The organism is Caldimonas hydrothermalis (assembly GCF_056746695.1).
Window position 1 is genome coordinate 152,742 of the sequence record NZ_JBWQXA010000003.1, and the last position, 26,975, is coordinate 179,716.

The window sequence follows — 26,975 nt, forward strand, 5'->3', positions numbered from 1 at the left end:
GTCATGCCCATCCTCACGCGCGCCGAGCTGGAGACGCGCCTGGGCGCCGAGGCGGTGGAGCAGCTCACCGACCTCGAAAACCTCGGGGAAGTCAACGCCGCTCGGGTGCAGGCCGCGCTGGCCGACGCTGAGGCCGAAGTGATGGGCTATGTGCGCGCGGCCACCACCGCGCCGCTGCCCGACCCCGCCCCCGAGACGCTCAAGCGGCTGGTGGCGATCGTCGCGCACTACAACTTGTGGCGGCGCGGCCCCGGCGTGACCGAGAGCAGCATGGTCTATGTGGCCTACAAGGATGCGCTGGTGCAGCTGCGCGACATCGCCGCAGGACGCATCGCCTTGTTCCAAGACGCGGTGGATGCTGCTGTCCCTGGCGGTGCCGCGGCCTGGGCGCCGCCGCGGCTGCTCACCGATGCGGCGCTGGCAAGGATGCTGCCATGATCGATGTGACCATCGATGACCAGCAGGTCCGCGCAGCGCTGTCGCGCCTGAGCGAGCGCGTGGACGATCTGCGGCCCGTCTTGTCCGACATCGGGCAGGAGCTGGTCACGCGCATCGTCGGCACCTTCGAGCGCGAGGCCGACCCCTGGGGCAAGCCCTGGCAGCCGCATGCGCAATCCACCCGGCGAGCGCGCGCGCGCCGCGCGGCAGGGGGCAAAACCGGCACCAAGCGCTATCAGCGTGCGCTGTTCGGCGCGATGCGCTTGCTGCAAGACACCGGTGCGCTGCGCTCGAGCATCGAGGTGCAAAGCGTGAGCCCCGACCAGGTGACCGTGGGTTCGCGCATGGCCTATGCGGCCGTCCATCAGTTCGGCGGCGGCCGCTCACGGGTGCCCGCCCGCGCATTCTTCCCAGTGCGCGATGGACGCGCCGACCTGCCCGCTTCATGGGCGCAGGCGATCATGGACATCGCTCAGCGCCACCTGCAGGAGGCGCTGTGATGCTCGAGGTCGAAGCGCTCATCCGGCAACGGCTTGTGGCCACGGTGCCCGACCTGGTGGGCGTGCACAGCGCGGCGGCGCTGGGCATCGACGATGTGGGCGGCAAGAAGCTGCCGGCGGCTTTCGTGGTCAACGACGGCTACCGCGTGCTGGAGGTCACCTCCCACGGGGCGGCCGCCCGCATCGCCGCGCGCTGGCTGGTCATCGTGGTCGTGCGCGCCTTCGCGCAGGCCGCCAGCGGCGAGCGCTCCCGTGCAGACGCCGGGCCCTTGGTGATGGAGTGCCTGCGCGCGCTCATGGGCTGGCAGCCGCGGGTGGGCGTGCAAGCCTTGCAGCCGGTGACGCCGCCGGCGCCGGTGTACCAAGACGGCATCTTGCTGTACCCGCTGGCCTTCGAGGCGGCCATGGCCGTGCAACGAAGGGGCGACGCATGAAAGTCGAGCTGCTGGCCGACCACACCCACGCCGGGCGGCGCTACCCGAGCGGCCAGGTGCTCGATCTGCCGGATGAGCAGGCGCGGTGGCTGATCGGCCTGGGCGCGGCCAAGGCGCTTCAAACCCAAGACGGCCGGGCCGATGCACCACAGCGGCCTGCCAAACCCAAGAACACCACCCGCAAAGGAGAGTGAACGATGCCGTACTTTTCTGGACAAGGCCGCGTCTATGTGGGCGCGCGTGACGCCAATGGCAACCCGCAGGCCATGCGCTGGCTGGGCAATGTGCCCGAGCTCAAGGTCTCGCTCAACGTCGAGACGATCGAGCACAAGGAGAGCTACTCCGGCCAGCGTCTGACCGACTTGCAACTCATCAAGGGCAAGGACGGGGAGTTTTCCTGCGCGGTGGAGGACTTCAGCATCGAGAACCTGGAGCTCACGCTGTACGGGCAGACCAGCGCGGTGAGCTCCGGCACCGCCACCAGCGAGGCGCTGCCCTCCGGCGCGGTGGCTGGCGGCATCTACCTGCTGGCCCACCAGTTCGTGTCCTCGGTGACGGTGCGCGATTCGGCCACTACGCCGGCCACGCTCACCGAGGGCACCCACTACCGGGTGCACGCCGAGCAAGGCGCGATCGAGCTGTTGAACGTGACGGGGTTCACCCAGCCCTTCCGGGTGGACTATTCCCACGGCGCGGCCCGCAGTCTGTCGATGTTCAAGTCGGGCCAGCCCGAGGTGTGGCTGCGCTTTGACGGGCTGAACACCGCCGACAGCAACCGCCGCGTGATCGTGGACCTGTATCGCGTGGCGCTCAACCCGAGCAAGGACTTCTCGCTCATCGGCGACGAGCTGCAGAAGTTCGAACTCTCGGGCCGTGTGCTGGCCGACGTGACCAAAAGCGACACGGGGCCGCTCGGTTTGTTCGGCCGGGTGATCCAAGCCACGGTCTGAGGTGGGGCATGAGTGACTTCGATCCACGCGGCATCTGCGTCGAGCCGATCAAGGTGCGCGACCTGCCGCGCTTTTTACGTGCGGTGGAGCCCATTGCCGCGGACCTGGCGGCCGGGGACATCGCCGGCGCGTTGATCCGCCACGCCGAGGCGCTGATCGAGGCCACGGCCATCGGCGCGAGCGTGGAGCGCGCTTGGTTGGAGGAGCAGACGCCCGACGTGCTGGCCGATCTCGCCGCCCGCGTGCTGGAGGTCAACGGCGATTTTTTCGTCCGCCGCGTGCTGCCGCAGGTGACGGCCGCCGCCGAGCGGCTCAGCCGCATCGCCTCTGGTGGCACGAGTGGGTCGCCAGCCTCGTTGATGCCGGGTTCGGATTCGGCGACGTAATGGACATGGCCTGGAGCGACGCGCGGGACTTCTTGCAGGCGGCGCAGACGATGCGTCGTCAGCGCCTGCTGGACATGGCGGTGGCCGCGCGCGCGGCGCAGGCCGAGAAAAAGGACTGGGAGCGGTGGGTGAAGGAGGTCAGCGAATAAGGATTTCGATGTTCACGGACGCGCCGTCGTCCGGCGTCTCCAAGATGGCATATCCCCATGCAACAAAGGCGCCATACCCCGTCCAACCGGTGAGCAGGCCGAACGCGCACACCAGCGCGGCAGTGCGCCATCCCAGATTGCGGCGCAGGGCGACAAGAGCGGGCAGGATCGCGCATACCAGTGCGTAAACGGCAATGATCGAAACGAGCGCTTGCATGTAACCCAGTATGGCCGACAACAAAATCGAGATCAAAATCGTCGCCGACAACCGCCAGGCCGTGGCCGCCTTGGGCGAGTCGGCGCGCGCCATGGGGGTGGTCGCGCAGAAGGTCGAAGTGGCGAAGGTCAAGATTGGCGACATGGCCAAGGCGTTCGCGCTTGGTCAGGCGGCATTCCAAGCCCTCAGCGCTGCGGTAACAGCCGCCTTCGTCTCGCTTCCCAAGGCCGCGCTGGAAGCGGAGAGACTCGGCAACGCATTCAAGGTGCTCGCGGGCTCCGCGTCTGCTGCGGCGGCGGAGCAGAAGTTTGTGCGCGACGAGGCGCAGCGGCTCGGCATTTCGCTGTCGGATGCACAGGAAGCCTACCTCAAGCTGGCCGCCGCCGCGCGCGGCACGGCGCTCGAGGGGGAGGCGGCGCGCAAGGTGTTCTCGGCAGTCGCCGGGGCCGCCTCCACGCTCGGGCTGTCGTCCGCTGAAACCTCCGGCGCGCTGCTTGCCATCTCGCAGATGATGAGCAAGGGCACGGTGCAGGCCGAAGAACTGCGCGGACAACTTGGCGAGCGTATCCCAGGCGCATTCCAGATTGCCGCGCGCGCGATGGGCGTGACCACGTCCGAGCTATCTGAGATGCTTGATCGCGGCCAAGTGCTGGCCGAGGACTTTCTGCCGAAGTTTGCCGAGCGGCTTGCGAAGGAAATCCCCGCCAGCGCAGACACGATGGGCGCTGCCGTCAATCGCGTCACAAACGCGGCAACGCAGGCCATGCAGTTGATCGGCGGCGCGCTTGCAGACGCCATTGACAATGCGATGGGGCTGAAAGACGCCAGCAAGGCGTTGGCGCAAAGCGACGGCATCGTGGAGTTTGCGCGCAAATCGGCCAAGGCCATTGCCGCGCTCGTTGATGTGGTGCGCGAGTTCGTGCTGTTCGTGCCGAACGTCTTGCGCACCATCGGCGGCGCCATTGCGGCCGTGGCGCGCGACATCAAGTTCGTCTTCGACATTGCCGCGGCCGTCGTGACGAAAGGGATTGGAGACGCTGGCCTGGCGGCCATGAAGCGCGCGCTGGACGAGCGCAATGCGTTCGTGCAGGCGTACAACGAGGACATGGCGCAGCGCTGGTTCCCGAAGCTGCTCACAGAGCGGGTGGACGAGTTTTTCGACAAGCTGCGCCAGGGTCAAGCGCAGGCCGCATCAAAGACGATGCAGTATCTGGAAGCGTCGCTTACTGCCGAGCAGCGCAAGACGCTCGATGCGATCAAGTCGCAAGAAGAAAAGCTCGCTGCCGAATACAAGACGCACGCGGCCAACCTGTACGCGGCGCTGACCAGCGGCGCACTCAGCATCGAGGAGTACAACAAGGCGCGCGCAAAACTGGAGCGCTGGTACAAGGAGCAGCTCGACAAGTCGAGCAAGGGCAAGGCTGGCGCAACGGCCATGCTGGCGCAACTCAAATCCGACGCCGAGGCCGAGTTTGCGCTGCTCAAGGACAGCCTTGAGCGGCAAAAGCGCCAGCTTGACGCGGCGCTCGAGGACCGCCTGGTATCGATCCGCGATTACTACGCGCGCAAGACCGCCATTGAGCAGCAGGAGATCGATGCGGAGATCGCCCGCCGCCAGCAGGAGATTGCCGCCCAACGCGCCCTCGTCGCCAATCCGCGCGCCACCGAGTCCGATCGGCTGCGCGCCAAGGCTGAGGTGGCCAAGCTCGAGGCCGACCTCATCGTCCTCAACGACCGCCGCGCCGACATCGAGGTCGCCAACGCCCGCGCCGCCGCCCGGGCCGAGCGGGAACTGGCCGAGGCCTTGGCCCAGGCGCGCGAGGAACTCGCCCAGCTCACCGGCACCGACACGGCGGAAGACCGGCGCGCCGCGATCGAGCGCAGCTACCGGGATCTTCGCGCACGCCTGGCGGCCGAGAACGACGCCGCGGGCGTGGCGCTGATCGACCGGCTCATCGACGTGAAGGCCGCCCAGGCCAACCTCGCCCGGCTGGAACAGGAGTGGCGGCTCGTCACCGAGCGGCTGCGCAACGCGCAGGAGGCCATCGGCATCCAGCAGCAGGCGGGGCTGCTCACCGAGGCCCAGGCTCGGCAGCGGATCGTGGTCTTGCAACAGCAATCGGCGGCCGAGCTGCAGCGGCTGCTGCCCGCGATGCAGCAGGCCGCGCAGGCGATCGGGCCCGAGGCGGTGCTGCGCGTGCAAGCCTTCAACAACGAGCTGGAGCGCACGCGTCTGGTCACCGATCAGATGGCTCCCTTGTGGAACGGCATCGGCGAGAGCTTCGGCACGGCCTTGCAGGCCATGGTCACCGGCGCGCAGAGCTGGCGCGCCGCAATGGCCGGGCTGTTCAGGCAGGTGGCCAATGCCTTCTTGCAGCAAATCGTCATCCAGCCCTTCCAGCAGTGGGTGGCGATGCAGGCGAAGATGTTCGCGGTGAAGCTGGGCTTCATCCAGCAGGAACAGGTCGTCGAGAAGGCCGCGACGGCGCAGTCGGTGGCGATGAAGTCGGCCGAGACCACCGCCAAGGTGTCGATGGACGCGGCCCAGGCTGGATCGGGCGCGGCGGCCTCGCAGGCGTCGATTCCGGTCGTGGGACCGGGGCTGGCCATTGCGGCCATGGCCGCAATGGTGGCCGCGGTGATGGCGCTGCTGGGCAAGGTCAAGAAGTTTGCCGCAGGCGGCCTGGTCAGTGGGCCGGGGACCTCGACCAGCGACTCCATCCCGGCGCGGCTGTCCGCCGGCGAGTACGTGGTGCGGGCTGCGGCCGTGCAGCGCGTGGGCGTGGCCTTCCTCGATGCGATCAATGGCCTGCGCACGCCGCCGGCCTGGGACGGGCAGCGCCTGGCCTTCGCCGCCGGCGGCCTGGTGCCTGCCGTGCAGGTGGCACCGGCCGCGCCGCAGGTGAACAACGCCGTGCGCATCGTCAACGCCATCGACCCGGGCGTCACGCACGACCACCTGCAAACCCCCGCCGGCGAGCGGGTGATCCTCAACATCATCGGGCGCAATGCGCGCGCGGTGCGCTCAGCGCTTCAAGGATGACCACACTATGGCCTTGCTCTTCATCGACGGCTTCGACCACTACGACCCGCAGGCGCTGGATTCCTTCGGCGAGCCGTGGCTTGCCCGCGGCAAGGCGGCGTATCTCTCGCCGCAGGCCACGCGCATCCCCGGCCGGCGGCCCTCGTCCTACGCCTTGCGACTGCCGGCAGGGCCCGGTGGCGGCTACGTCAAGAACCTGCCGTCCGTCCGCTCGGCGTTGATCGTCGGCGCGGCCGTGCGCGTAGCGCCGTTCAGCAACACGGGCGAGCTACCCGTTCTGATGGGCGTGCGCGACACCGCAGCGAACATGACCCATGCCGTGGGCATCGATGCGGACGGGCGGCTCAGGGCCTTGCAGTCCAGCAGTGGATATGGGTTCTGGACGCTGGCGCGCTCGGTGGCCACGGCTGCCGCGCGTGGGTGGCACTACATCGAGATGCGACTGGTGCAAAGCGACTCCTCCGGCGTGTTTGAAGTTCGCCTCAATGGTGTGAGCGTCATCACCCAAAACGCGCTCGATACCCTGAATGGTGCCAACGGTCTGATCACCGTGTTTCTTGGGCCTCCTCCCGGCCAAGAGACCGCCGTGACAATCGACGTGGACGATCTCTACATCGCCGACACCACTGGGACGATCAACAACACATTCCTGGGCGACGTGCGGGTGGACGTGTTGCAAGCCCAGGCCCAGGGCACGCAGGCGCAGTGGTCGGTCTCGCCCTCAGGTCTACCAGCGTGGCAGGCCGTCAGCGATGGTGATGACGCCACCGCCATCACGGCGGCCACCGTGGGCATGCGGCACAGCTTTGATATGGCCGCGTTGCCGGTTATGGCTTCGCCAGCGGTGCATGGGGCGCAGGTGACGATGCTTGCTCGCAAGACGGATGCGGGTAACGGCCGCGCTCGCGGTCTGGTCATCAGCGGCGCGCAGTCGGCCGTCAGCGCCGACATCGTGTTGGAAGAGCAACTCGCCTGGCACACCGCCATGTTCGAGCTCAACCCGAACGGCAACGTGCAGTGGACTGAGGGCACGCTCAACGCGGCCGAGTTCGGCGTGGAGGCGGCGTGACGCGGCAGGTCTCGCACGAGCTGACGGAGGCCGCCTCCAGGCCCTCTCCAGGCCGTGCCGCGGCCCAAGTTGGCGCCGAGACGCTGGCGCGGCCGTCGTCCGCCGGCCTTGAGGCCGCAGGTGTGACCGCCGAGACAGCCGCATCGCCGGGACAGCCGCCGGTCCATGCCGTGGCTGTGCACGCCGAGGCCGCATCGCTGCCGCAGCCCGTGCGCAGCGCGGTCGCGTTCCTGGTGGAAGTGCTGCGCCGCGAGACGGCGGCCGCCGACGTCAGAACCTCGGCCATCGAGGCGCTGGGGCAAGCGCCGTGGCCGCAGGCGCAGCGCGCAGTCTTCGCCTTCCGGCACGACTGGGCCTCCCCGCTGGTGGAGCGGCTGGAGTGGAGCTCCTCGGTCGTGCGCACCGCCAGCGGCGGCGAGCTGCGCAGCGCGCGGCGGTTCGCGCCGCGCCGCGTCATGCGCTACAACGTCGGGCACGGCAGCGCCCATGATGCGCTGGTGGCCGACTGGATCGCCGATCATCTCGGCGCGGTGACGTGGTGGCCACTGCCGCAGTATGCCGTCGCGCTCGACGCTGCAGCGCCCGCCGGCGCTGTGGCGATCGACGCGGCCGGCATTGCAGACGCCGGTTTCGTGCCGGCCCAGTTCCACCCCTGGCTCGATGGCTCCGGACAGTTCTGGGACGCTGGGGACGGACAGCGCCGGGCCCTGGCCGTCGATGGAGAGCACTGGCAGGCGCTGGCACTGGCCGATGTGGAGGACAGCCGGTTTTGGCTGGCCGAGCCGCTGGCGCGGATGCTTCGTCCCGGATCTCTCGTCATGCCCCTGGTGCAAGGAGTGGCCGACGTGGGCGGCGAGATGGCGCTGTGGCGGCCGGGGGTGGCCGGCGGGACGGTGACCGCCCGGGTGGCCTTCGATGCGCCCCCGCTTCCGGAGGACATGCCGGCCGATCCGATCCTGGAGGCGCTGCCTGTGTGGCCGGATGCGAACTGGCGCGACGACCCTGGCGCCACAGGCAGTGGCGAGCTCACGCTCATCGACAAGACGCCCGCCGATCCCTGGGTCCGCCGTGACGACCCATGGCCGACGACGACATTGCAGCGCCGCTACCTGGCCTGCGGCCGCGAGCAGATCACGCACTGGCGCGCCCGGTTGTACCGGATGCAAGGCCGCGTGGGTGAGTGCTGGTCGCCCGATGGCCTGGCGCCGGTGCTGCGCGTCACCTCGGCCGCCGGGGTGGACGATGGCTTTTTGCGTGTCAGCGGCACCGGTGCTCAAGCGTACTGGCACCGGCCCGCCGGGGCCGTGATCCTGCACCCGGACGGCAGCCGTCAGCATGTGCTGAGCGGGGCGTACCACCACGACCAAGGCGGCGTCCTCGTGCTGCGCAGCGGGCTGGCCCAGCCGGTGCCCGCAGGCAGCCGCATCGTGCGGCTCGTGCGCTGCCGGCTCGACCACGACGCGGTGGACTTCAACTGGCACACCCCGGCGCTCGTCGAGCTCACCTTGACGCTGCGCGTCTTGCCGCCGCAGCGCGGCATGACCTATGAGGACGATTACGGCGGCGGCGGCGGGGGCGACCCGCCCGTCGAGTACTGACGGGGATGCACGGATGCAAGAAGTCGAGCTGTACGAGTTTTCCGGCGGCGCAGGGCCGTTCCACCTGACGCCTCATGAAGTCACCGTGGAGATGGGCGGAAGCACCTTTGAGCCCTGCCAGATCGAGCGCAACGCGCTGGCCCTGGGCGCGGAGGCCGCCAAGGCAGCGCTCGATCTGAAGCTGCCGCCCGATCACGCGCTCGTGCGCCATCTGCTGCAAGCGGCTACGCGCGGGGAGATCACCAGCGTCGTGTTGCGCACGGCGAGCCGATCGTCGCCGTCGAGTACAAGCTGGATGCTGACCGGCGTGCGCTGGATGGGCCGCGTGCTCGGGGTGGAGGTGGCCGATGACGCAGCTCGCATCCGCTGCGAGCCCGCCCAGGTGAGCCTGAAGCGCATCGGCCTGCGGCGCCTGTACAGCCGCTCGTGCTCGCACGTGCTGTACTCCCAGGCCTGCGGCGCCTCGCCGGTGTCGGCATCGGCCATCGTGGAGGACGTCAGCGGCCGCCTTGTCTACCTGGACACCATGCCGCCAGCCGTGGACGGGGCGCTTGCCGGCGGCTGGCTTGAAACCGCCTCCGGCGCACGCCACATGATCGTGCGCGTGTCAGCGCCGCAAGTCGAGCTGCTCTATCCCGCCGACTTGCAGCCGGGCGATCCGGTGCTTCTGGTGGCCGGGTGCGACCATAGCATGCAAACCTGCCAGTCGCGCTTCAACAACCTCGACAACTACGGCGGCTTCCCCTTCATCCCCATCAAGAACCCGTTCTCGACGGGTGTCTTCTGACAGGAGCGCAGCATCCCATGTGGTACCTGGTCGTCATCGTCGTGGCGGCGCTGGTGTCGGCGGCGCTCGCGCCCAAACCGCCCGCGCCCAAACCCGCCGAACTCTCCGACCTCGACGCACCCACGGCCGAGGAGGGCCGACCGATCCCGGTCGTCTTCGGCGCGGTGCTGCTGCGCGGGGCCAATGTCGTGTGGTACGGCGACCTGGAGGCCGAGCCGATCAAGAAGAAGGGCGGCAAGAAGTGAACGAGGACGTGACCGTCACCATCGACCACGTGCGCGCCGCGGGTCTGTGCGTGCCCGGCACGCGCACCTGGTTCGCGCGCCAAGGCCTGAACTTCCGCGCCTTCCTCACCCAGGGACTGCCCGCGTCCGTCCTGTTGGCCACCGGGGATGCGATGGCTCGGCGCGTGGTCGAGGTCGCCCGGCAAGGCCATGAGGAGCAGCGCTGATGGGCGGGCGCCGCAAGAAGCAGACCGTCGGCTACCGCTACCGCGCCGGGATGCACCTGGTGCTGTGCCAGGGGCCGGTCGATGCTGTGCAGGAGATTCAGATCGGTGACCGCACCGCCTGGGGCGATGCGAGCCGCGCGCCAGTGCTCACGGTGGGTGGCCTGGGGCGAGTACGCCTCGATGCGCCCACGCTGTTCGGCGGCGACAAACGCGAAGGCGGCGTGGTGGGCGACCTCGACGTGCTTTCCGGCGCGGCCACGCAGGCCCGCAACGACTACCTGATGGGGCAGCTCGGGGCCAACATCCCGGCCTTTCGCGGGGTGTTGTCGATCGTGGCGCGCAAGATCCTGTTCGCCGCCAACAATCCCTACCTCAAGCCCTGGGCGGTGCGGGTGCGGCGCTTCACGGAAGGCTGGCATGGCAATGCGCCGTGGATGGCATCTCTCGCCCAGGTACGCGGTTGGGATGATGAGGCCGCAGTAGAGGTCCTGGTCGGAATGAACCCGGCGCACATCCTGGTGCAGTGCCTCACCGACCCGCACTGGGGCATGGGCTATCCCCTCTCGACCCTGGGCGGCAGCTTCGGCAACGCGGCCTATGTCCTCCATGGCGAAGAATTTGGCCTGAACCTCGTCTGGACGCGCCAGCAGCCCATCGAATCCTTCATCGCCCAGGTGCTCGACCACATCGGTGGCATCCTCTACCTCGATCCCTATACGGGGCTCTTCGAACTCAAGCTGCTGCGCGACGACTACACGTCCGGCAGTCTGCCGCGCATCGGCCCCGACGAGATCGTGCGCATCGAGCGCTTCGAGCGCGCGCAGTGGGGGGAACTCCCCAACGAGATCACCGTGGTCTACACCGACTGGGCCACGGGCAAGGAAGCCACGGTGTCGGTGCAAAACCTCGCCGCGATCCAGTTGCAAGGTGGCGTCATCAACCAGCGGCGCGACTACCCCGGCGTCAACTGGGGGCCGCTGGCCGCGCGCTTGGCCTTGCGCGACCTGCGGGCGCTGGGCTCGCCGCTGGCGCGCATGAGCCTGACCGTCGCCCCTGCCGCCTTCGAGCGGCCGCCCCTGCCGGGCGACGTGTTCTTGCTGCACTGGCCACGTCTGGGCATCGAGCGGATGGTGGTGCGCGTCACCGGCATCGACACCGGCGCGCTGGGCGCGGGCCAGTGGCGCATCGAGGCGGTGGAAGACGTGTTCGCCATGGGCAACACGGTGCTGACGCCCGCGCCGCCGCCCCCGCCGCCCGTGACAGTGACGCCGCAGCCCCCGGCCCTGGTGCTGGCCGTCGAGGTGCCGTACTGGGAACTCGCGCGGCGCCTGGGCCGGGCCGATCTGGACTACCTCACCGACACGGACACCTACGTCGGGGCCTTGGCCGTGGCCGGCGGGCTGGGGCAGCTCAACTGGCAGATGCAAACCGGCGCCTCGGCCGCTGCGCTGGCCGATGCCGCCGAGGAGGACTACGCGCCGCTGCTCACGCTGTCCGCGCCGTTGCCGGCCAGCGAGGCCGATGCGCTGGCCGTGGCGTTTTCGTCGAGCAGCCAAGCGCAACGCCTCGCGGTGGGCGACTACGCCTACCTGGTCGATGCCGCCGGCCAGATCCGCGAAGCGGTGGCCATCCTCGCCTTCGATGCCGGCGCGGGCACGGTCGATCTTGCGCGCGGGGTGCTGGATACCACGCCGCAGGCGCACGCGGCCGGCACGCGGCTGGTGGGCGTGGGCGAGTGGCTGGCGGCCGAGGAGACCGACCGCGCGCCGGGCGAATCGGTCTATGTGGCCGCCGTTCCGCGCACGGCCAGCGGCGAAGGCGCCGCCGTCTTGGCCGCCAACGGGCAGCCGCTGGTGCTGGCCGGCCGCCAGGCGCGGCCCTATCCCCCGGGCCGCATCCGCCTCAATGGCCGGACCGAGCCCGCCGTGGTGGCCGGTGACCTCACCGTCACGTGGGCCCACCGCGACCGCACCCAACAGACCGCCTACCTCGTGCACCAGGACGAGGGCGACATCGGCCCCGAGCCGGGCACGAGCTACACCGTGCGCGTGCGCGACCGCCACGGCGCCCTGGTGCGCACGGCCAACAGCCTCACCAGCAACACCTGGACCTGGACGGTGGCCGATGCCGCCGCGGACGCCGGTGCCGCGGGCGATCGCGTGACCCTCGAAATCACCGCCGTGCGCGATGGACTGGAGAGCTGGCAGGCACAGGCGCGCAGCGTCGACCGTGCCGGCTACGGCCTGCGCTGGGGGCAACACTGGGGAGAGGTGTGATGGCAGCGCCTCGCATCGACGTGCACCTGCTCACGCTCGACGAGCCCGAGTCCTGGCGCGAGGAATGCTTGGCGAGCCTCACCGGTGCGCCGATCCGCCTGCATGTGCTGCCGGGCCTGCGGGGTCGCCTGGGCCAGGCGCGCGCGGCGGGCTTCGCGCGCGGCAGCCTGCCGCTGGTGTCCTTCGTCGACCCGGACGATCGCTACGAGGCCGGTGCCTTTGCACGCCTGGCCGATGCGCTCGATGACTGTCCGTCGGCGGTGCTGGCCTACACCGACGAGGCGCTGATGGACGCGCAAGGCCGCCCCATCGGCGTGCGGCGACTGGCCTATAGCCGCTGGCAGCACGCCCACTCGGCCAGCCACGTCCACGGCCTGATCGTGATGCGTCGAAGCGCCGTCGAGCCGCTGCTGAGCCGGATCGAGCGCATCCACGACGTCCCGGAGTGGCCTCTCACCCGGGCCCTGGCCGCCACCGGCGGCGTGCTGCATCTGCCCATCGTCGGCCGCCACTGGCGCCAGCATCCCGACCAACACCACCTGATCCTTCGCAGGGTCAGAAATACCCCCCAAAGATCGGAGATCCCCCATGCCGCAGTTTGATCCGAACCTGGGCCTGGCCTACGGCTGGACGCTGGGCGAATCCGGCTGGCACACCGAGATGGACGTCAACCTCAAGCGTTTGGGCGCCGTCGTGGGCCTGTCGGTCGCGAGCCGCACCCTGACCACGCCACCGGCCAGCCCTGCCGAGGGCGATCGCTACATCGTGCCCAGCGGTGCCACCGGCGACTGGGCTGGCCGCACCGGCCAGATTGCCGTGCGCATCAACGGCGTCTGGGAGTTCCACGCCCCGAGGGTCGGCTGGGTCTGCTTCATCGCCGCCGAGGACCGGCTCGTCGTGTACAAGCCCACCGGCTGGAGCACCGGTGTGACGGTGTGAGGTCGCCCATGGCCGCAGACATTACGACGACGGCGGTGTCCACCTTGGCCACCGGCACCGCCGCCGCGGTGCCCACGGTGGCAGCCGCTGCGGGCCGCCCCCCGGAGGAGGTGATCCTGTGGGCCTTCTTGGGCAGCCTGGTGGCCGTCTACCTCGACCGCAGCCGGGACAACACCCTGTCCATGCGATGGGCCGCCTCGACGGCCGGGCTGGTGCTGGTGAGCGTGCTCAGCGGCATCGTGGGCAGCGCCCTGGTGCTACAGCTCGCCCCCGCCTGGGCATGGACGGCCCCGCTGGCGCTCATCGAGCGCTGGGTGCTGGCCTTTGCGATTGCCGCGCTCATCCACAAGGCCGGCCCGTTGGCCTGGGGCGTCGTGCGACGCATCGCCGCCACGAAAGGAGCAAGCGATGATGGCCGTCCTGCTTGATGTGATTCTGCTGGCCAGCGGCGCCATCGTGCTGCTGGCATCGCTGTGGACCTTGGGGCGCGCAGCCCGTGGCGAGGTGTCGGTGCGCACGGTCGTCGCCGCACTGCTTGGGTTTGCCGCAGCGCGCGCCATCTCCCTGGTGTGGAGTGGAGCGGATGACGCTTCGGCCGCCTTGCTGGCCAGCATGACGGGCGTGGCGGTGTGGATCGTGAGCGCGGCTGTGCGCCAGGCCCGATCACCGAAGACACCGCGGCGCCGCAGCACCGACCTGACGGCCAGGCCTCATCCAGCCCACCCGCAACAGAGGTGATCGCCATGCGCATGATTCCCGCTGTGCTGTTCGCCTGGGTTGCTGCGTCGGCTCAGGCTATCGACTGCCTGCCCCGCCCGGTGGGAAGTGGCACGGCGCTGCACGTCTCGCAGCGCGACGGCATGACGGCGCTGGTGTGGTGGTGCGACAAGGTCACTCACTGGGTGCCGCAGACTGTGGTGGGCACGATGGGGGTGGCGCAGATGGCGCAGGCCGCGACCTCGCTGTCGGCCGCTCAGGACCCGCTGGGGCTCGCCCGTGAGATGTTGGCGGCCCACTCAGCCCCTCTGAGCGACGCCTTGGCGGCATTCCGCGTCGAGGCCTACTGGGACCATGCCCATCACAAGCCGACCGATCCGGGCTTCGTGGTGGCTGCCAATGCCGGCCGCATGACCCGGCCGGCCTATGCCGTGGCGGACGGTGCTCGCACCACTCGCCAGGATGGCACGGCGTCGGTGGGTGCGCCTTGCACGTGCCGCCGGCTGGCGTTCGTTGAGGGGCGTTCGGTTTACTGCGCATTCGACGCCACGCCTCGGGTAGCGGTCTGCGCGCGCCAGCCATGATGAAGTACCACCCTGACATCGACATGGCGCGCGCGGTGGCCCTGCGCATCGCGGTGTGCTCGCGCATGCTCGAGGACGAGCCCGAGCGGGGACTGCCGCGCCACATCGTCGAGGCCATGCGCCGGCGCATCCGGGTAGAGATCGACGAGGCCGTGCGCCTGCACGACGAGGTTTTCCGGCTCAGACCATACAAGGCGGCGAGACCATGAAAGTCGAGCAGTACATCGATGAGCTGATCCGCCGCGAGGGCGGCTACGTCAATCACCCGGCCGACCGTGGCGGCCCGACGAACTGGGGCATCACCGAGCAGGTCGCCCGGGCCTACGGCTACGGCGGCCGGATGCAGGACATGCCGCAGAGCGTGGCGCGGCAGATTTACCTGGAACGATACTGGACGCAGCCGCGTTTCGATCTGGTCAACGACCACAGCGCCGTGATTGCTGAGGAACTGCTGGATACCGGCGTCAACATGGGCACCGGCGTGGCCGTGCGCTTCTTGCAGCGCGCGCTCAACGTGCTCAACCTTGAGGGCCGTATCTACCCGGATATCGCGGTGGACGGCGCGATCGGGCGCATGACGCTGGCGGCCCTTCAGGCGTACCTGGCGCACCGTGGCAAGGACGGCCACGTGGTGCTGCTGCGCGCGCTCAACGCGCAGCAGGGCGCGCGCTACATCGAAATCGCCGAAGGCAGGCCGAACCAGGAGGCCTTCGTGCACGGCTGGTTCCTGCACCGGGTGGCCTGAGATGGTGCCACAGCCTGCCTGGAACATGCTGGCCAAGGCCGCCCCCTTCATCATCGCCGCGCTGGCGGTGCTGCTGGGCATCCAAACGCTGAGGCTTTCCTCCGAAGCCCGAGCGCACGCCGAGACCCGCGCCGAGCGCGACCGCATCAACGCTGCGGCCACCCGCGCCGCGCTGGACGCCAGCCAAGCCTACCGCCGCCTGGAGCAGTCCCAGGCCGAGAAAGCCCAGGAGCTACGCCATGCCCACGAAGACGAGAAAGCGGCCCTGCGCCGCACTGCTGAGCGCCTGCGCCGCGATCTTGACGGCGTGCGCGACGCCCTCCAGTCCTACGCCGCCGGTGGTGGTGGAACCCCCGAAGCTGCCGCCCCCAGCGGTGAGGATCGAGCCCGTGCCCTCGGGGACGTACTGGGCGATGGTGTGCGACTGGCTGGAGCGCTCGCAGAAGCGGCTGAGCGTCACGCTGCCGAAGCCCGAGCGCTGTGGGCCGAGCGCCAAGCCCTGACGTGCGGGCCGTAACCCGCCGCTGGTGTAAATATGGTGAAAAAGTTGGGCTGAAACGGCCCGCCGCAGGCCGCCAACCCGTTGATTTACAGAGGGAAAACGGCTTGCTGAACGGCCATGACTTGCCTTCACACGGCAGGGGTCGCAGGTTCGAACCCTGCACCACCCACCAAACCTTCCAGGGCCTGGCCACGTGCCGGGCCCTGGGTCTTTTTGGGGCCTCGATCGGAGCGACCGCGTAGTTGCCACAGCCCCATCGGCGGTGCGGCCGGGCCACAATCGGGACATGCGTTACGTCACCAGCCGACCCGGCACCACCCCGGTGGTGCTCGATTCTCCGCACAGCGGCACCTGGTACCCGGACGACTTCGGCCATGCCTGCGACCTGGCCGTCCTGCGCCGTGCCGAGGACACCCATGTCGACAAGCTCTATGACTTCGCCCCCGGCCTGGGGGTGGGCTGGGTGGAGGCCCATTTCCCGCGCAGCTACCTCGATGTCAACCGCAACCTGACCGAGCTGGATGACACCCTCCTGGACGGCCCGTGGCCCGGCCCGGTGGAGGCCGGCCCGAAGGTGCGTCTGGGCAAGGGCCTGGTGTGGCGGCTCACCGATGATGGCGTGCCGCTGTACGACCGCAAGCTCAGCGTCGAGGAGGTGCGCCGTCGCATCGATCGCTGCTGGCATCCGTATCACGAGGCCCTGGCCCAGCAGGTCCAGGCGGCAGTGCTGCGCCACGGCTACTGCATCCACCTCAACTGTCACTCCATGCCAGCCGTGGCCTCGTCCCACGCCACCGACTTCCCCGGGATGGAGCACCCGGACTTCGTGATCGGTGACCGCGATGGCACCACGGCCAGCCCTGCGCTGACGCGCTGGATGGCCGACTATCTCCGGGCACAGGGACACAGCGTCAACATCAACCATCCCTACAAGGGCGTGGAGATCGTGCGTCGCCATGGTCTGCCGTCGCAGCACCGCCACTCCCTCCAGCTCGAGGTGAACCGCCAGCTCTACATGGACGAGCTCACGCTCGAGCCGCACGAAGGGTTCGGAGCGCTCAAGCTCCTGCTGCTGGACCTGGTGCGCGAACTGCTGGCGCTGGACCCAAGGCGGCTATGAGCGTGGATCGTGTCGATGCGGTGGTGGTGGGCGCAGGCGTGGTTGGTCTGGCCGCGGCCCGGGCTTTGGCCCTGCGCGGACTGGAGACCCTGGTGCTGGAGGCCGAGACGGCCATCGGCACCGGCACGAGTTCGCGCAACAGCGAGGTCATCCATGCCGGGCTCTATTACCCCGCAGGCTCGTGGAAGGCGCGGCTGTGCGTGACGGGCAAGGCCTGGCTGTACGACTACTGCACCCGCCGGGGCGTGATCCATCGGCGCTGTGGCAAGCTGGTGGTGGCCACCTCGGCCGAGCAACACGAGACCCTGCGGGCGCTGATGGCCCAGGCGGCGGCCAACGGCGTGCACGATCTGCGCTGGCTGACCGCCGACGAAGCCCGGGCCCTCGAGCCGGCGCTGGCCTGCACTGCGGCGGTGCTCTCACCTTCGACCGGCATCATCGACAGCCACGGCCTGATGCTGGCCCTGCAGGGGGATCTCGAGGCGGCGGGAGGGCTGGTGGCACTGGCGTCCCCGGTGCGGCGGGTGCGCCGCGTCGGCGACGGCTTCGAACTGGACGCCGGTGCTCAGGAGGTGAGTCGGCTGGGCACCCGCGTGCTGATCAATGCGGCCGGACTGTGGGCCCCGGCCCTGGCGGTGGACATTGAGGGCCTGCCGGCGGCCCAGGTGCCCCAGGCCTATTTTGCGAAGGGCAGCTACTACGCGCTGTCTGGACGCTGCCCGTTTTCGCGGTTGATTTACCCCGTGCCCGAGGCGGCCGGCCTGGGCGTGCACTTGACCCTGGATCTGGGCGGCCAGGCGCGTTTCGGCCCGGACGTGGAATGGGTGCAGCCCGACCCCGAGGGCCGTCTCGACTACCGCGTCGATCCGGCCCGTGCCGGTGCCTTCGAGGCCGAGATCCGCCGCTACTGGCCGGACCTGCCCGCAGGCAGCCTGCAGCCGGCCTACAGCGGCATCCGGCCGAAGATCCAGGCGCCGGGCGGGCCGGCCCGCGATTTCTGTCTGCACGGGCCCAGCGAGCACGGCCTGCCGGGGCTGGTCAATCTCTTCGGCATCGAGTCGCCTGGGCTGACGGCCTCGCTGGCGCTCGGTGAGGCCGCCGCGGCCTTGGCGCTGGGCGAGCCGATGCCGCAGCGGCTCAGCGGCTTTTGAGCGCCAGCGCCGCCTCGCGCACCAGGCCCGGGCCGCGGTAGATCAGTCCGGTGTAGACCTGCACCAGGTCGGCCCCGGCAGCGATCTTCGCGCGGGCGTCCTCCCCGCTCATCACGCCGCCCACGCCGATGATGGGATAGTCCGGGCCCAAGGCGGCCCGCAGGGCGGCGATCACGCGGTTGCTGGCATCGAACACCGGGCGGCCGCTCAGCCCCCCGGCTTCCTGCCCGTGGGGCAGATGGGCGACCGCCTTGCGCTCGATGGTGGTGTTGGTGGCGATCACGCCGTCGATGCCATGGCGCCGCAAGGAGGCGGCGATCACGCCGATCTGGGCCTCGTCCAGATCGGGGGCGATCTTCACGAACATCGGCACCGAGCGGCCCTGGGCCTGCACCAGCGCCTGGCGGCGCGCCTGCAGCGCGCCCAGCAGCTCGTCCAGGGCCTGGTCCGACTGCAGCGAACGCAGGTTCTGGGTGTTGGGCGAGGAGATGTTCACCGTGACATAGTCAGCGTGCGGGAAGACGCCTTCGAGCCCGATGAGGTAGTCGTCCACGGCGCGCTCGATCGGCGTGCTGGCGTTCTTGCCGATGTTCAGACCCAGGATGCCGCCGCTGTCGCGAAAGCGCGAGCGGCGCACGTTGTCCAAGAAGGCCTCGAGCCCGTCGTTGTTGAATCCCAGCCGGTTGATCAGCGCATCGGCTTGCGGCAGGCGGAACATGCGCGGCTTCGGGTTGCCCGGCTGCGGCAGCGGTGTGACGGTGCCCACCTCGATGAAGCCGAAGCCGAGGGCGGCCAGGCCGTCGATGCAGCGGCCGTTTTTGTCCAGTCCGGCCGCCAGCCCCACCCGGTTGGGAAAGCGCAGGCCCGCCACGGTGACCGGATCGTCCACGCGCGATTGCCCATAGACGCAGGCCAGCGGTGTGCGCTGCGTGCGTGCCAGCGCGGCCAGGGTCAGCTCATGGGCGTGTTCGGGATCCAGGCCGAAGAGGAAAGGGCGGGCGAGGGCGTAGGGCAAGAGGGACATGGGCGGTCGGTCCGGGATAATCGCGGGATTGTCTCAAACGCGCGGGCACTGCGGCCCTTCGATCCCATGACGCAAGACGAACTCAAGGCCCTGGTGGGGCGAGCGGCCATCGAGCATGTGGTGCCCGGCAGCATCGTGGGCGTGGGTACCGGTTCGACGGTGAACTGCTTTATCGACGAGCTGGCCCGCATCAAGGACCGCATCCAGGGAGCGGTGTCCAGCTCGGTGCGCAGCACTGAACGCTTGGTGGCACACGGCATCCCGGTCTTCGACGCCAACGAGGTCACGTCGCTGCCGGTCTACATCGACGGGGCGGACGAGATCGACCACCGAGGCCACATGATCAAGGGCGGTGGGGCCGCGCTCACGCGCGAGAAGATCGTGGCCGATCTGGCGCAGCGTTTCGTCTGCATTGCCGATGCCTCCAAGCTGGTGCCCACCCTGGGACGCTTTCCACTGCCGGTGGAGGTGATTCCGATGGCGCGGGCCCAGGTGATGCGCCGCCTGGCCGCCCTGGGGGGGCAACCGAAGCTGCGCGAGGGGGTGGTGACCGACAATGGCAACCTGATCGTCGACGTGGCCGGCCTGCGCATCGACGATCCGTTGGCGATGGAAACCGAGATCAATCAGTGGCCCGGGGTGGTCACCGTGGGAATCTTCGCCCGCCACCGGGCCCATCTGTGTCTGCTGGGCACGCCCGAAGGCGTGCGTGCGCTCAGCTTCTGAAAAGCCGTGGCGCCGGCGGGCGCACCCGCCGGCTGCGCTGCGGGAGGGTAATCAGAAGCGGAAGCCGGGGGGCGCGTTGCCAGCTGGCGGCAACGGTGCGGCCGGGCTGATCTGACCATCGGCGGGGCGCGCCTCGGGGAGAGCGGCCGGGGCAGGTGCCGGGGGCGCCAGGGGCAGGGCCTCGGCAAAACGATAACCGGAAGGCAGCCGCGACTGCTTGGGATAGCCCGCCGCATCGAGGTAGCCGTTCCAGTCGCTGCTCGAGTAGCCCTTGATCCGCTGGGCGCCGATGGTGAGCAGGGGCACCTCGTTGCTGCCGGCCAGTTTCTTCAGGGCCTCGGCATCGGCGGCGGTGGTGACGCTGTACTCGGTGTGCGGGATGCCGCGCTGGCGCAGCAGGTTGCGTCCGGCATCGCAGGGTTGGCAATCCCCCGAGGTGTAGAGCACGACGGGGTAACGCGCCACGACTTGGCGCAGCTCGAAGGGCAGGGCCGCGTCGGGGCCGGACGCACCGCCGCTGCCCGGCGTGCCGACGGCACGCACCTGGCCCGCCTGCGCAGGCGGCCGGTCGGTGTAGGTGATCTTGCCGTCCGGGCCCACGACCTTGTACGTGGCGTGTGCAGCCGTGCTGGCCAGCAGGCCGAACAGCAGGCCGAAGGCCTCGCGTCGAACCGTTCGCTTCATGCGCCCTCCTCGTCGAATCAAGGCGGATGCTAGCTCAGGCCATGCCCTGGTGGCGTAACAAGGCGTCGATGCGGGGCTCCCGGCCGCGAAAAGCGCGAAAGCTTTCCTCGGCCGGGCGGCTGCCGCCCACCTCGAGGATCTGCTCGCGATAGCGCCGCCCGGTGGTCACGTCGAGCACACCGGCCTCCTCGAAGGCTCCGTAGGCATCGGCGCTGAGCACCTCGGCCCACTTGTAGCTGTAGTAGCCGGCCGCATAGCCGCCTGCGAAGATGTGCGAGAAGCTGTGCTGCATGCGGTTGAACGGTGGTGGCGGGAAGACGGCCACCTCGGCGCGCACCTCGTCGATCACCTGCTGGATGCGTTCCTGGCTGCCAGGCTCGGCATGCAGGCGCATGTCGAACAGCGCGAACTCGATCTGGCGCAGCGTCTGCAGGCCGCTCTGGAAGTTTTTGGCGGCCACCATCTTGTCGTAAAGGGCCCGCGGCAGCGGCTCGCCGGTGTCCACATGGGCGGTCATGTGTCTGAGCACCTCCCATTCCCAGCAGAAGTTCTCCATGAACTGGCTGGGCAGTTCCACCGCGTCCCATTCCACGCCCGAGATGCCGGCCACGCCGATGTCGTCGACCTGGGTGAGCAGGTGGTGCAGCCCGTGGCCGAACTCATGGAAGAGCGTGAGCACGCTGTCGTGCGTGAGCAGGGCCGGCTTGCCGCCCACACCTTCGGCGAAGTTGCACACCAGGTGGGCCACCGGGGTCTGCAGGCGGCCATCGGGTCGGGCCCAGCGGCCGCGCACGTCGTCCATCCAGGCGCCCGAACGCTTGCCCTGGCGGGCGTAGGGGTCGAGGTAGAACTGGCCCACGAGCTGCCCGCCGCGCTCGATGCGGAAGAAGCGCACGCTGGGGTGCCACACCGGGGCGGTATCGGGGCGGATGGCCACCTCGAACAAGGTCTCGACGATCTTGAACAGGCCCTCGAGCACCTTGGGCTCGGTGAAGTACTGTTTCACCTCCTGGTCGCTGAAGGCGTAGCGCTTCTCCTTGAGCTTCTCGGACGCATAGGCCAGGTCCCAGGCGGCCAGTTCGGGCAGGCCCAGCTCGGCGCGGGCGAACTCGCGCAGTTCGGCCAGATCGCGCTCGGCATGGGGCCGTGCCCGGCGCGCGAGATCGCGCAGGAAGTCGAGCACCTGCTGCGGCGACTCGGCCATCTTGGGCACCAGGGACACTTCGGCGAAGTTGCGATAGCCCAGCAGCTCGGCTTCCTCCTGGCGCAGGGCCAGCAGTTCGCGCATCAGCGCGGAATTGTCGTGCTCGGGCTCACCCAACTCGGAGGCGCGGGTGACATAGGCGGTGTAGAGCCGCTCGCGCAGCGAGCGGTCCTGCCCGTACTGCATCACCGGGAAATAGCTCGGGAACTGCAGCGTGAGCTTGTAGCCGTCGCGCCCGTCCGCTTGGGCCGCCTGTCGCGCAGCCTCCCTCGCATCGTCGGGCACGCCGGCCATCTCGGCCTCGCCGGCGTAATAGGCATAGGCGTCGGTGGCGTCGAGCACATGCTCGGAGAACTTCTGCGACAGCTCGGCCTGGCGTTCCTGGATCTGCGCGAAGCGGACCTTGGCCGGCCCGCGCAGCTCGGCACCTGAGAGCACGAAGTCGCGTATCGCGTTGGACAATGCACGCCGTCGTGCCGGCCGCAGCTCACGCGCAGCCGGGCTGGCGGCCACGGCCTTGTACTTGGCGTACAGGCGTTCATCGGCGCCCAGCCGGGTGTGGAACTCGGTGATGCGCGGCAGGTTCTCGTTGTAGGCCGCACGCAGCGCCGGGCTGTCGGCGACCGAGTTGAGGTGGCTCACGGCTGCCCAGGCGCGCCCGAGGCGTTCGGTGGCCACGTCGAGCACGGCCGACAGGGCCTCATAGTCGGCCGGCACGGCTTCGCTGACGGCACGCTCCAGGGCCTCGTTGGCGGCGGCGAGCAGTTCGCTCACGGCCGGCGTGACATGCTCGGGCCGGATCGCATCGAAACGGGGCAGGTCGGTGAAGTCGAGCAGAGGGTTCGGATTCATCGCATCCGGGCCGCGCGTTCCGCAGCCTCCAGGGTGTTGACCAGCAACATTGTGATGGTCATCGGTCCAACCCCACCGGGCACGGGGGTGATGGCCGAGGCCACCTTCGACACCCCGTCGAAGTCCACGTCACCGCAGAGCTTGCCATCGTCGTTGCGGTTCATGCCCACGTCGATGACCACCGCGCCGGGCTTGACCATGTCGGCGGTGAGCACGTTGCGTCGGCCCACGGCCGCGACGACGATGTCGGCCTGCCGGGTGTGGTGCGCCAGGTCCGGCGTGGCACTGTGGCAGATGGTGACGGTGGCATGGGCCTGCAGCAGCATCAGGGCCATGGGTTTGCCGACGATGTTGGAGCGGCCGATCACGACCGCATGCTTGCCCTTAGGGTCGCAGCCGATGGATTCGAGCATCTTCATGCAGCCGTAGGGTGTGCAGGGCTTGAAGCCGCTTTGGCCGACCATCAGCGCCCCGGCGCTGGCGATATGAAAGCCGTCGACGTCCTTGAGCGGCGAGATGGTCTCGATGACCTTGTGGGCGTCGATGTGGGCCGGCAGGGGGAGCTGCACCAGGATGCCGTGAATCGCGGGGTCCTGGTTGAGCGCCTCCACACGCGCCAGCAGGTCGGCCTCGGACAGCGTGGCCGGGTACTGCTCGAGCACCGAGTGCAGGCCGTTGTCCTGGCAGGCTTTGACCTTGTTGCGCACATACACCTGGGAGGCCGGGTTGTCGCCCACCAGGATGACCGCGAGCCCGGGGGTATGGCCCTGGGCGGACAGGGCGGCGGCCCGGCGGGCCACGTCGGCGCGGATCTGCCGGGACAGGGCGTTGCCGTCGATGAGTCTTGCGGTCATGGGGAGTCCTTGAGTGCGATGCCGGAAACGAAAAAGGCCGCTGTCACAGCGGCCTCGGGATGGGGGCAGGCGTCAGACCTTGGCCTGCGCGCCCAGGGCGATCTTGAGCAGGTCGGCCACGGTGTTGGCGTTGAGTTTTTCCATGATGTTGGCGCGGTGCGCCTCCACCGTCTTGATGCTGATGCCCAGGTCGTCGGCGATTTGCTTGTTGAGCCGGCCAGCGACGATGCGATCGAGCACCTGGGCTTCGCGGGTGGTCAGGCGCGAGAGCAGGGCGTCGCGGCTGGCGGCTTCCTGCTGCTGGGCGAACAGCGTACGAGCCTGCTCGAGCATGCGCTCGACCAGGGAGACGAGTTCCTCTTCCTTGAAGGGCTTCTCGATGAAGTCCATCGCCCCCTTCTTCATCGTGTTCACGGCCATGGGCACGTCGCCGTGGCCGGTGATGAAGACGATGGGCAGGGGGGAGCGTCGCTCGATCAGGCGGTCTTGCAGTTCCAGGCCGCTCATACCGTCCATGCGGATGTCGGCGATCAGGCAGGCCACCTCGCGCGGGTCGAAGCGCGAGAGGAAGGATTCGGCGGAGTCAAAGCACTTGACACGGTAGTCCTTGCCCTCGAGCAACCATTGCAGCGAGTCGCGCACGGCTTCGTCGTCATCGACGACATAGACGGTGCCTTTCTTGGGGATCAGGCTCATGGGTGCATTCAGCTAGGGTTGGAGATCTCTACCGGCAAGGTGAAGCTGAACCGGCAGCCGACGACGCTCGGACCATTGTATAAGTTCTCGGCCCGTATCCGGCCATGGTGCGACTCGATGATCGAGCGGCACAGCGACAGGCCGATGCCCAGGCCGTCGGACTTGGTCGAGAAGAAGGCCTCGTACATCCGGCCGAGCACCTCCTCCTTCAGGCCGGGGCCTGAGTCGGTGACGCTGAACTCGATCACGCCGCCCTCGTCGGAGGTATGGCGCGGCACCACCCGCAGTTCGATGTTGCGACGCGACGGCGGCAGCTTGGCGCTGTCGATAGCCTCGGCCGCGTTCTTCAGCAGGTTGAGCAGCACCTGCTCGATCAGGATGGGGTCGACCATCAAGGGCGGCAGGCGCTGGGCGACATAGGTGTGGATGCTCACGTTGCGCCGCCGCAGCTCGATCATCGCCAGTTCGACGGCGTCGTCCACGATCTCGCGGGCTTGCGAGGGCTGGCGCTGGGGCTCGCTCTTCTTCACGAAGGCGCGGATGCGGTGGATGATCTGCCCGGCGCGTTGGGCCTGCCTGGCGGTCTTCTCCAGTGCGGCGAGCAGGTCGGCGTCCTTCATCCCGCCGGCCTTGACCCGGGAGATGATCCCGTTGCAGTAGTTCGAGATGGCTGTTAGCGGCTGGTTGAGCTCATGGGCGACCGACGAGGCCATCTCGCCCATCGTGACCAGGCGGCTGGTGATCTGGGCCTGGTCGGCCTGGCGGGCGGCCTGCTCCTCGGCGCGCACCCGGGCCGTCACGTCGGTGGCGATCAGCATCTGGGCGAGCCGGCCGTCGGTCCACTGCAGGTAGCGCGATCGCACGTCGAACCAGCGTCCGAGCGACTCGACGTACACCTCGCGTGGGTCCGAGCCGGTTTCGGTCAGCTCCTGCGTGGGCAGGCCGCCGAAATGGTCCACGGACTCGTCATCGGTGTCGGGCAGCACCGGCACGGACTCGGACTCCCGGGCGCCAGCCAGCAGGGCATGTCCCTTGCCGTCGGTGCCGAACCACAGGCGGTAGGAGCGGTTGGCGAACAGCAGCTCGCCTTGCTGCACCGACACCACCGAGACGGCGGCATCCAGCCCCTCCAGCACCGTGGTGAAGCGTTCGTGCGAGGCGGAGAGTTGGTCGCGGATGCGTTTGGCCTCGGTGATGTTGGTCATCGAGGTCATCCAGCCCGTCTGGTTGCCTTTGGCGTCGATCAGCGGCGAGACGTACATGCGTGCATCGAACTGGGTGCCGTCCTTGCGCATCACGCGCACTTCGATGCCTCCGGGCGGGCTGCGCCCTTGCAGCTCCTGCTCGAACAACCGGCGGCTTTCCTCCATGCGGTCGGGCGGCCAGTGAGGGAAGGGGGGCGTGCGCCCCACCAGCTCGGCCTCGGAGAACCCCGTCATCGAGCAGTACGCGGCGTTCACGTAGGTGATGCGGCCTTCCATGTCCATGGCACGCATGCCGGTGAGCATGGAATTCTCCATCGCACGGCGGAAGTTGGTCTCGGCCACCAGCGCCTGCTGCACCTGCAGGCGCCGGCGCATGTGCCGCCAAGTGCCCAACAGCATCCACACGGTGAGCACGCTCAGCGCGGTCACCATCCAGAACAGCGTGTTGCTGATCAGTCCCACCGAGGTGCGGTAGCCCACGCCCCGCAGGATCAGCCCGTTGCCCACCGGCGCGACCGGGATGTCGTGATGCAGGGCGTCGCGGCGGGCTTCCCGCCCTGGGTCGCGCGAGACGGTGCTGGCCAGCACGCGGCCGTTGGCGTCGAGCAGCATCATGCCGTGACGGTTGGCTACCTCGGTGGGCACGAAGTAGCGCAACAGGGCCTCGACCGAATACTCGGCCACCACGGTGCCGGCAAAGGTGGCGCGGTCCACCAGCGGTACCTGGACCTGCACGACGTGCAAGCCGGCCTCGGTGGCGTAGGGTCGGGAGTACACGGGCAGCCGCAGTTCGCGGGCGGTTTCGAAGGCCCATTCGGGCTCGTTACGCACCAGGCCGTCGGCCGAGGCCGCAGACGAGGCCGGGGCCGGCGTTTCGGCATAGCGGCTGCCCATGAAGCTGTGGCTGGGCGAGACATGGCTGGCATGCCGGGTGCGGTCGGCCTGCAGCCAGCTCAGGCTGACCAGTTCGGGGCGCTCGCGCGCCAGGGTCGTCGCCTGGCCGATGAACTCGTCGGCATCGATCGCGCCGGTGGTGACCTCGCGTGCGAGCCGCACGAGCTGCTCCTGGTTCTCGATCAGGCGCAGGCGGATCTGGTGCTGGGCCACCTCGGTGTCGCGTTTGACCGACTCCTGCTCGCGTTCGATCTCCTCGATGCGCAAATACCAGAACGCCGTGATGATGGCCGCCAGGAACAGCAGCACGGACACCAGCGGGCCAAGCGTGGCGAACCGGTCCTGGCGGGCGGGCGATTGGCGGCGCCACCAGGCGCGCAGCAGGCGCCGCTTGGACGGGGGTGACCCCGTCTCGTGGGTGCTCAAACGGAACTCGGAATGGGGCACGGACATATCCGGAATTATCGAGTGCTCCCAGCGCCGGGCCGAACCCGGCCCGCCCCCCGTGGGGGGCAAGCAAACCGGGGAGCGGCCCGGCGTTGCCTCGACCGCCGCAGGCAGCCGCTGCGGGGCTGCTCCGATCCCAGGTGCGGGACAGGCCCCTTGTGGAGCCTGCGCGGCTGCGCCACAGTGGGCCGTCACCGTGGCGCGGGCGCCGGATCAGAGGGGAAAAGAACGGGCGTTCGACATGATTTTATTATGTGAAAACTGCTCGCACTATTTGAAAAAACAGCGATCTGTGCCACACTCGCGTTGGAACCCGGCGGTGGGCGCGGCCGC

32 protein-coding genes are annotated in these 26,975 nt (G+C 69.0%); 25 read left to right on the top strand and 7 right to left on the bottom strand.

All coding sequences use genetic code 11. The features are described 5' to 3' along the window. Positions 1–3: 3 nt before the first annotated feature. From AC1ECW_RS05860 to AC1ECW_RS05890, 7 genes are read left to right on the top strand one after another with little or no spacing between them, the layout of a single operon-like run. Positions 4–438: a DUF1320 domain-containing protein gene (locus AC1ECW_RS05860; protein WP_062196530.1), complete on the top strand. Its 435-nt coding sequence runs from the start codon at positions 4–6 to the stop codon at positions 436–438. Next, positions 435–938 (top strand): phage virion morphogenesis protein, encoded by a 504-nt coding sequence (locus tag AC1ECW_RS05865; RefSeq protein ID WP_062196532.1) that lies wholly within the window; start codon positions 435–437, stop codon positions 936–938. Before AC1ECW_RS05860 ends, AC1ECW_RS05865 begins: the two co-directional genes overlap by 4 nt. Beyond that, entirely contained in the window at positions 938–1,372 is a 435-nt protein-coding gene (locus AC1ECW_RS05870; protein ID WP_157451381.1) for a phage tail terminator protein, read from the top strand. The genes AC1ECW_RS05865 and AC1ECW_RS05870 overlap by 1 nt, the downstream gene beginning before the upstream one ends. Then, positions 1,369–1,566 carry a DUF7210 family protein gene (locus AC1ECW_RS05875; RefSeq protein ID WP_062196538.1) on the top strand — a complete coding sequence of 66 codons (198 nt, stop codon included), beginning with the start codon at positions 1,369–1,371 and terminating at the stop codon, positions 1,564–1,566. The genes AC1ECW_RS05870 and AC1ECW_RS05875 overlap by 4 nt, the downstream gene beginning before the upstream one ends. Positions 1,567–1,569: 3 nt before the next feature. Next, the gene (locus AC1ECW_RS05880; RefSeq protein WP_481201414.1) at positions 1,570–2,322 is read left to right on the top strand and encodes a phage tail tube protein; all 753 of its coding nucleotides are present in this window, start codon (positions 1,570–1,572) and stop codon (positions 2,320–2,322) included. Positions 2,323–2,330: 8 nt separating this feature from the next. Further along, positions 2,331–2,708 carry a hypothetical protein gene (locus AC1ECW_RS05885; protein WP_481201415.1) on the top strand — a complete coding sequence of 126 codons (378 nt, stop codon included), beginning with the start codon at positions 2,331–2,333 and terminating at the stop codon, positions 2,706–2,708. Positions 2,709–2,713: 5 nt separating this feature from the next. Beyond that, positions 2,714–2,857: a hypothetical protein gene (locus AC1ECW_RS05890; RefSeq protein WP_481201416.1), complete on the top strand. Its 144-nt coding sequence runs from the start codon at positions 2,714–2,716 to the stop codon at positions 2,855–2,857. Here AC1ECW_RS05890 and AC1ECW_RS05895 read toward each other — a convergent pair. Continuing rightward, the gene (locus AC1ECW_RS05895) at positions 2,847–3,167 is read right to left on the bottom strand and encodes a hypothetical protein (protein ID WP_481201417.1); all 321 of its coding nucleotides are present in this window, start codon (positions 3,165–3,167) and stop codon (positions 2,847–2,849) included. The genes AC1ECW_RS05890 and AC1ECW_RS05895 overlap by 11 nt on opposite strands. On the opposite strand from AC1ECW_RS05895, the gene AC1ECW_RS05900 reads away from it, so the two are divergent. The 17 genes from AC1ECW_RS05900 to AC1ECW_RS05980 all read left to right on the top strand — a co-directional run bounded on the left by AC1ECW_RS05900 (position 3,166) and on the right by AC1ECW_RS05980 (position 18,056). Beyond that, positions 3,166–6,117: a tape measure protein gene (locus tag AC1ECW_RS05900; protein WP_481201418.1), complete on the top strand. Its 2,952-nt coding sequence runs from the start codon at positions 3,166–3,168 to the stop codon at positions 6,115–6,117. The two genes, AC1ECW_RS05895 and AC1ECW_RS05900, sit on opposite strands and share 2 nt — an antisense overlap. Positions 6,118–6,124: 7 nt before the next feature. Beyond that, on the top strand, positions 6,125–7,186 hold the full coding sequence (locus AC1ECW_RS05905) for a hypothetical protein (RefSeq protein WP_481201419.1): 1,062 nt from the start codon (positions 6,125–6,127) through the stop codon (positions 7,184–7,186). 122 nt (positions 7,187–7,308) lie between these two features. After that, a complete protein-coding gene (locus AC1ECW_RS05910) occupies positions 7,309–8,784 on the top strand; it encodes a hypothetical protein (RefSeq protein WP_481201420.1) in 1,476 nt (491 codons plus the stop codon). Positions 8,785–8,797: 13 nt separating this feature from the next. Next, a complete protein-coding gene (locus tag AC1ECW_RS05915; protein WP_481201421.1) occupies positions 8,798–9,571 on the top strand; it encodes a phage BR0599 family protein in 774 nt (257 codons plus the stop codon). A 17-nt stretch (positions 9,572–9,588) separates the two neighbouring features. Beyond that, entirely contained in the window at positions 9,589–9,816 is a 228-nt protein-coding gene (locus tag AC1ECW_RS05920) for a hypothetical protein (RefSeq protein WP_062196822.1), read from the top strand. Beyond that, complete coding sequence (locus tag AC1ECW_RS05925; RefSeq protein ID WP_481201422.1) at positions 9,813–10,022, top strand: hypothetical protein; 210 nt, start codon at positions 9,813–9,815, stop codon at positions 10,020–10,022. Before AC1ECW_RS05920 ends, AC1ECW_RS05925 begins: the two co-directional genes overlap by 4 nt. Beyond that, entirely contained in the window at positions 10,022–12,298 is a 2,277-nt protein-coding gene (locus AC1ECW_RS05930; protein WP_481201423.1) for a phage tail protein, read from the top strand. The genes AC1ECW_RS05925 and AC1ECW_RS05930 overlap by 1 nt, the downstream gene beginning before the upstream one ends. After that, entirely contained in the window at positions 12,298–12,900 is a 603-nt protein-coding gene (locus AC1ECW_RS05935; protein WP_481201424.1) for a hypothetical protein, read from the top strand. Before AC1ECW_RS05930 ends, AC1ECW_RS05935 begins: the two co-directional genes overlap by 1 nt. Continuing rightward, entirely contained in the window at positions 12,887–13,237 is a 351-nt protein-coding gene (locus AC1ECW_RS05940) for a DUF2793 domain-containing protein (protein ID WP_481201425.1), read from the top strand. The genes AC1ECW_RS05935 and AC1ECW_RS05940 overlap by 14 nt, the downstream gene beginning before the upstream one ends. Before the next feature lie 8 nt (positions 13,238–13,245). Next, positions 13,246–13,665 carry a hypothetical protein gene (locus AC1ECW_RS05945; RefSeq protein ID WP_481201426.1) on the top strand — a complete coding sequence of 140 codons (420 nt, stop codon included), beginning with the start codon at positions 13,246–13,248 and terminating at the stop codon, positions 13,663–13,665. Next, positions 13,649–13,975 (top strand): hypothetical protein, encoded by a 327-nt coding sequence (locus tag AC1ECW_RS05950; protein WP_481201427.1) that lies wholly within the window; start codon positions 13,649–13,651, stop codon positions 13,973–13,975. Before AC1ECW_RS05945 ends, AC1ECW_RS05950 begins: the two co-directional genes overlap by 17 nt. Positions 13,976–13,980: 5 nt before the next feature. Then, positions 13,981–14,538 (top strand): hypothetical protein, encoded by a 558-nt coding sequence (locus AC1ECW_RS05955; RefSeq protein WP_481201428.1) that lies wholly within the window; start codon positions 13,981–13,983, stop codon positions 14,536–14,538. Beyond that, positions 14,538–14,747, top strand: coding sequence for a hypothetical protein (locus AC1ECW_RS05960; protein ID WP_481201429.1), 210 nt, complete (start codon positions 14,538–14,540; stop codon positions 14,745–14,747). Before AC1ECW_RS05955 ends, AC1ECW_RS05960 begins: the two co-directional genes overlap by 1 nt. Continuing rightward, entirely contained in the window at positions 14,744–15,283 is a 540-nt protein-coding gene (locus AC1ECW_RS05965; RefSeq protein ID WP_481201430.1) for a glycoside hydrolase family 108 protein, read from the top strand. Before AC1ECW_RS05960 ends, AC1ECW_RS05965 begins: the two co-directional genes overlap by 4 nt. A gap of 1 nt (position 15,284) precedes the next feature. Next, positions 15,285–15,800, top strand: coding sequence for a hypothetical protein (locus tag AC1ECW_RS05970; RefSeq protein WP_481201431.1), 516 nt, complete (start codon positions 15,285–15,287; stop codon positions 15,798–15,800). A gap of 271 nt (positions 15,801–16,071) precedes the next feature. Continuing rightward, on the top strand, positions 16,072–16,905 hold the full coding sequence (locus AC1ECW_RS05975; protein WP_409705867.1) for an N-formylglutamate amidohydrolase: 834 nt from the start codon (positions 16,072–16,074) through the stop codon (positions 16,903–16,905). Further along, positions 16,902–18,056 carry an NAD(P)/FAD-dependent oxidoreductase gene (locus AC1ECW_RS05980; protein ID WP_481201432.1) on the top strand — a complete coding sequence of 385 codons (1,155 nt, stop codon included), beginning with the start codon at positions 16,902–16,904 and terminating at the stop codon, positions 18,054–18,056. The genes AC1ECW_RS05975 and AC1ECW_RS05980 overlap by 4 nt, the downstream gene beginning before the upstream one ends. On the opposite strand, the gene AC1ECW_RS05985 is transcribed toward AC1ECW_RS05980, so the two are convergent. Continuing rightward, positions 18,043–19,080 (bottom strand): quinone-dependent dihydroorotate dehydrogenase, encoded by a 1,038-nt coding sequence (locus tag AC1ECW_RS05985; protein WP_481201433.1) that lies wholly within the window; start codon positions 19,078–19,080, stop codon positions 18,043–18,045. The genes AC1ECW_RS05980 and AC1ECW_RS05985 overlap by 14 nt on opposite strands. A 66-nt stretch (positions 19,081–19,146) precedes the next feature. On the opposite strand from AC1ECW_RS05985, the gene rpiA reads away from it, so the two are divergent. Continuing rightward, a complete protein-coding gene (gene rpiA / locus AC1ECW_RS05990; protein WP_409702571.1) occupies positions 19,147–19,806 on the top strand; it encodes a ribose-5-phosphate isomerase RpiA in 660 nt (219 codons plus the stop codon). 51 nt (positions 19,807–19,857) lie between these two features. Here rpiA and AC1ECW_RS05995 read toward each other — a convergent pair whose 3' ends face one another. The 5 genes from AC1ECW_RS05995 to AC1ECW_RS06015 all read right to left on the bottom strand — a co-directional run bounded on the left by AC1ECW_RS05995 (position 19,858) and on the right by AC1ECW_RS06015 (position 26,648). Then, complete coding sequence (locus tag AC1ECW_RS05995) at positions 19,858–20,490, bottom strand: glutaredoxin domain-containing protein (RefSeq protein WP_481201434.1); 633 nt, start codon at positions 20,488–20,490, stop codon at positions 19,858–19,860. Between the two features lie 34 nt (positions 20,491–20,524). Beyond that, positions 20,525–22,546 carry a M3 family metallopeptidase gene (locus AC1ECW_RS06000; protein ID WP_409702575.1) on the bottom strand — a complete coding sequence of 674 codons (2,022 nt, stop codon included), beginning with the start codon at positions 22,544–22,546 and terminating at the stop codon, positions 20,525–20,527. Next, a complete protein-coding gene (gene folD, locus AC1ECW_RS06005) occupies positions 22,543–23,400 on the bottom strand; it encodes a bifunctional methylenetetrahydrofolate dehydrogenase/methenyltetrahydrofolate cyclohydrolase FolD (protein WP_481201435.1) in 858 nt (285 codons plus the stop codon). The genes AC1ECW_RS06000 and folD overlap by 4 nt, the downstream gene beginning before the upstream one ends. A gap of 72 nt (positions 23,401–23,472) precedes the next feature. Continuing rightward, positions 23,473–24,096: a response regulator transcription factor gene (locus AC1ECW_RS06010; RefSeq protein WP_409702579.1), complete on the bottom strand. Its 624-nt coding sequence runs from the start codon at positions 24,094–24,096 to the stop codon at positions 23,473–23,475. A gap of 8 nt (positions 24,097–24,104) precedes the next feature. Continuing rightward, positions 24,105–26,648 (bottom strand): PAS domain S-box protein, encoded by a 2,544-nt coding sequence (locus tag AC1ECW_RS06015; RefSeq protein ID WP_409702581.1) that lies wholly within the window; start codon positions 26,646–26,648, stop codon positions 24,105–24,107. Positions 26,649–26,975 lie beyond the last annotated feature (327 nt).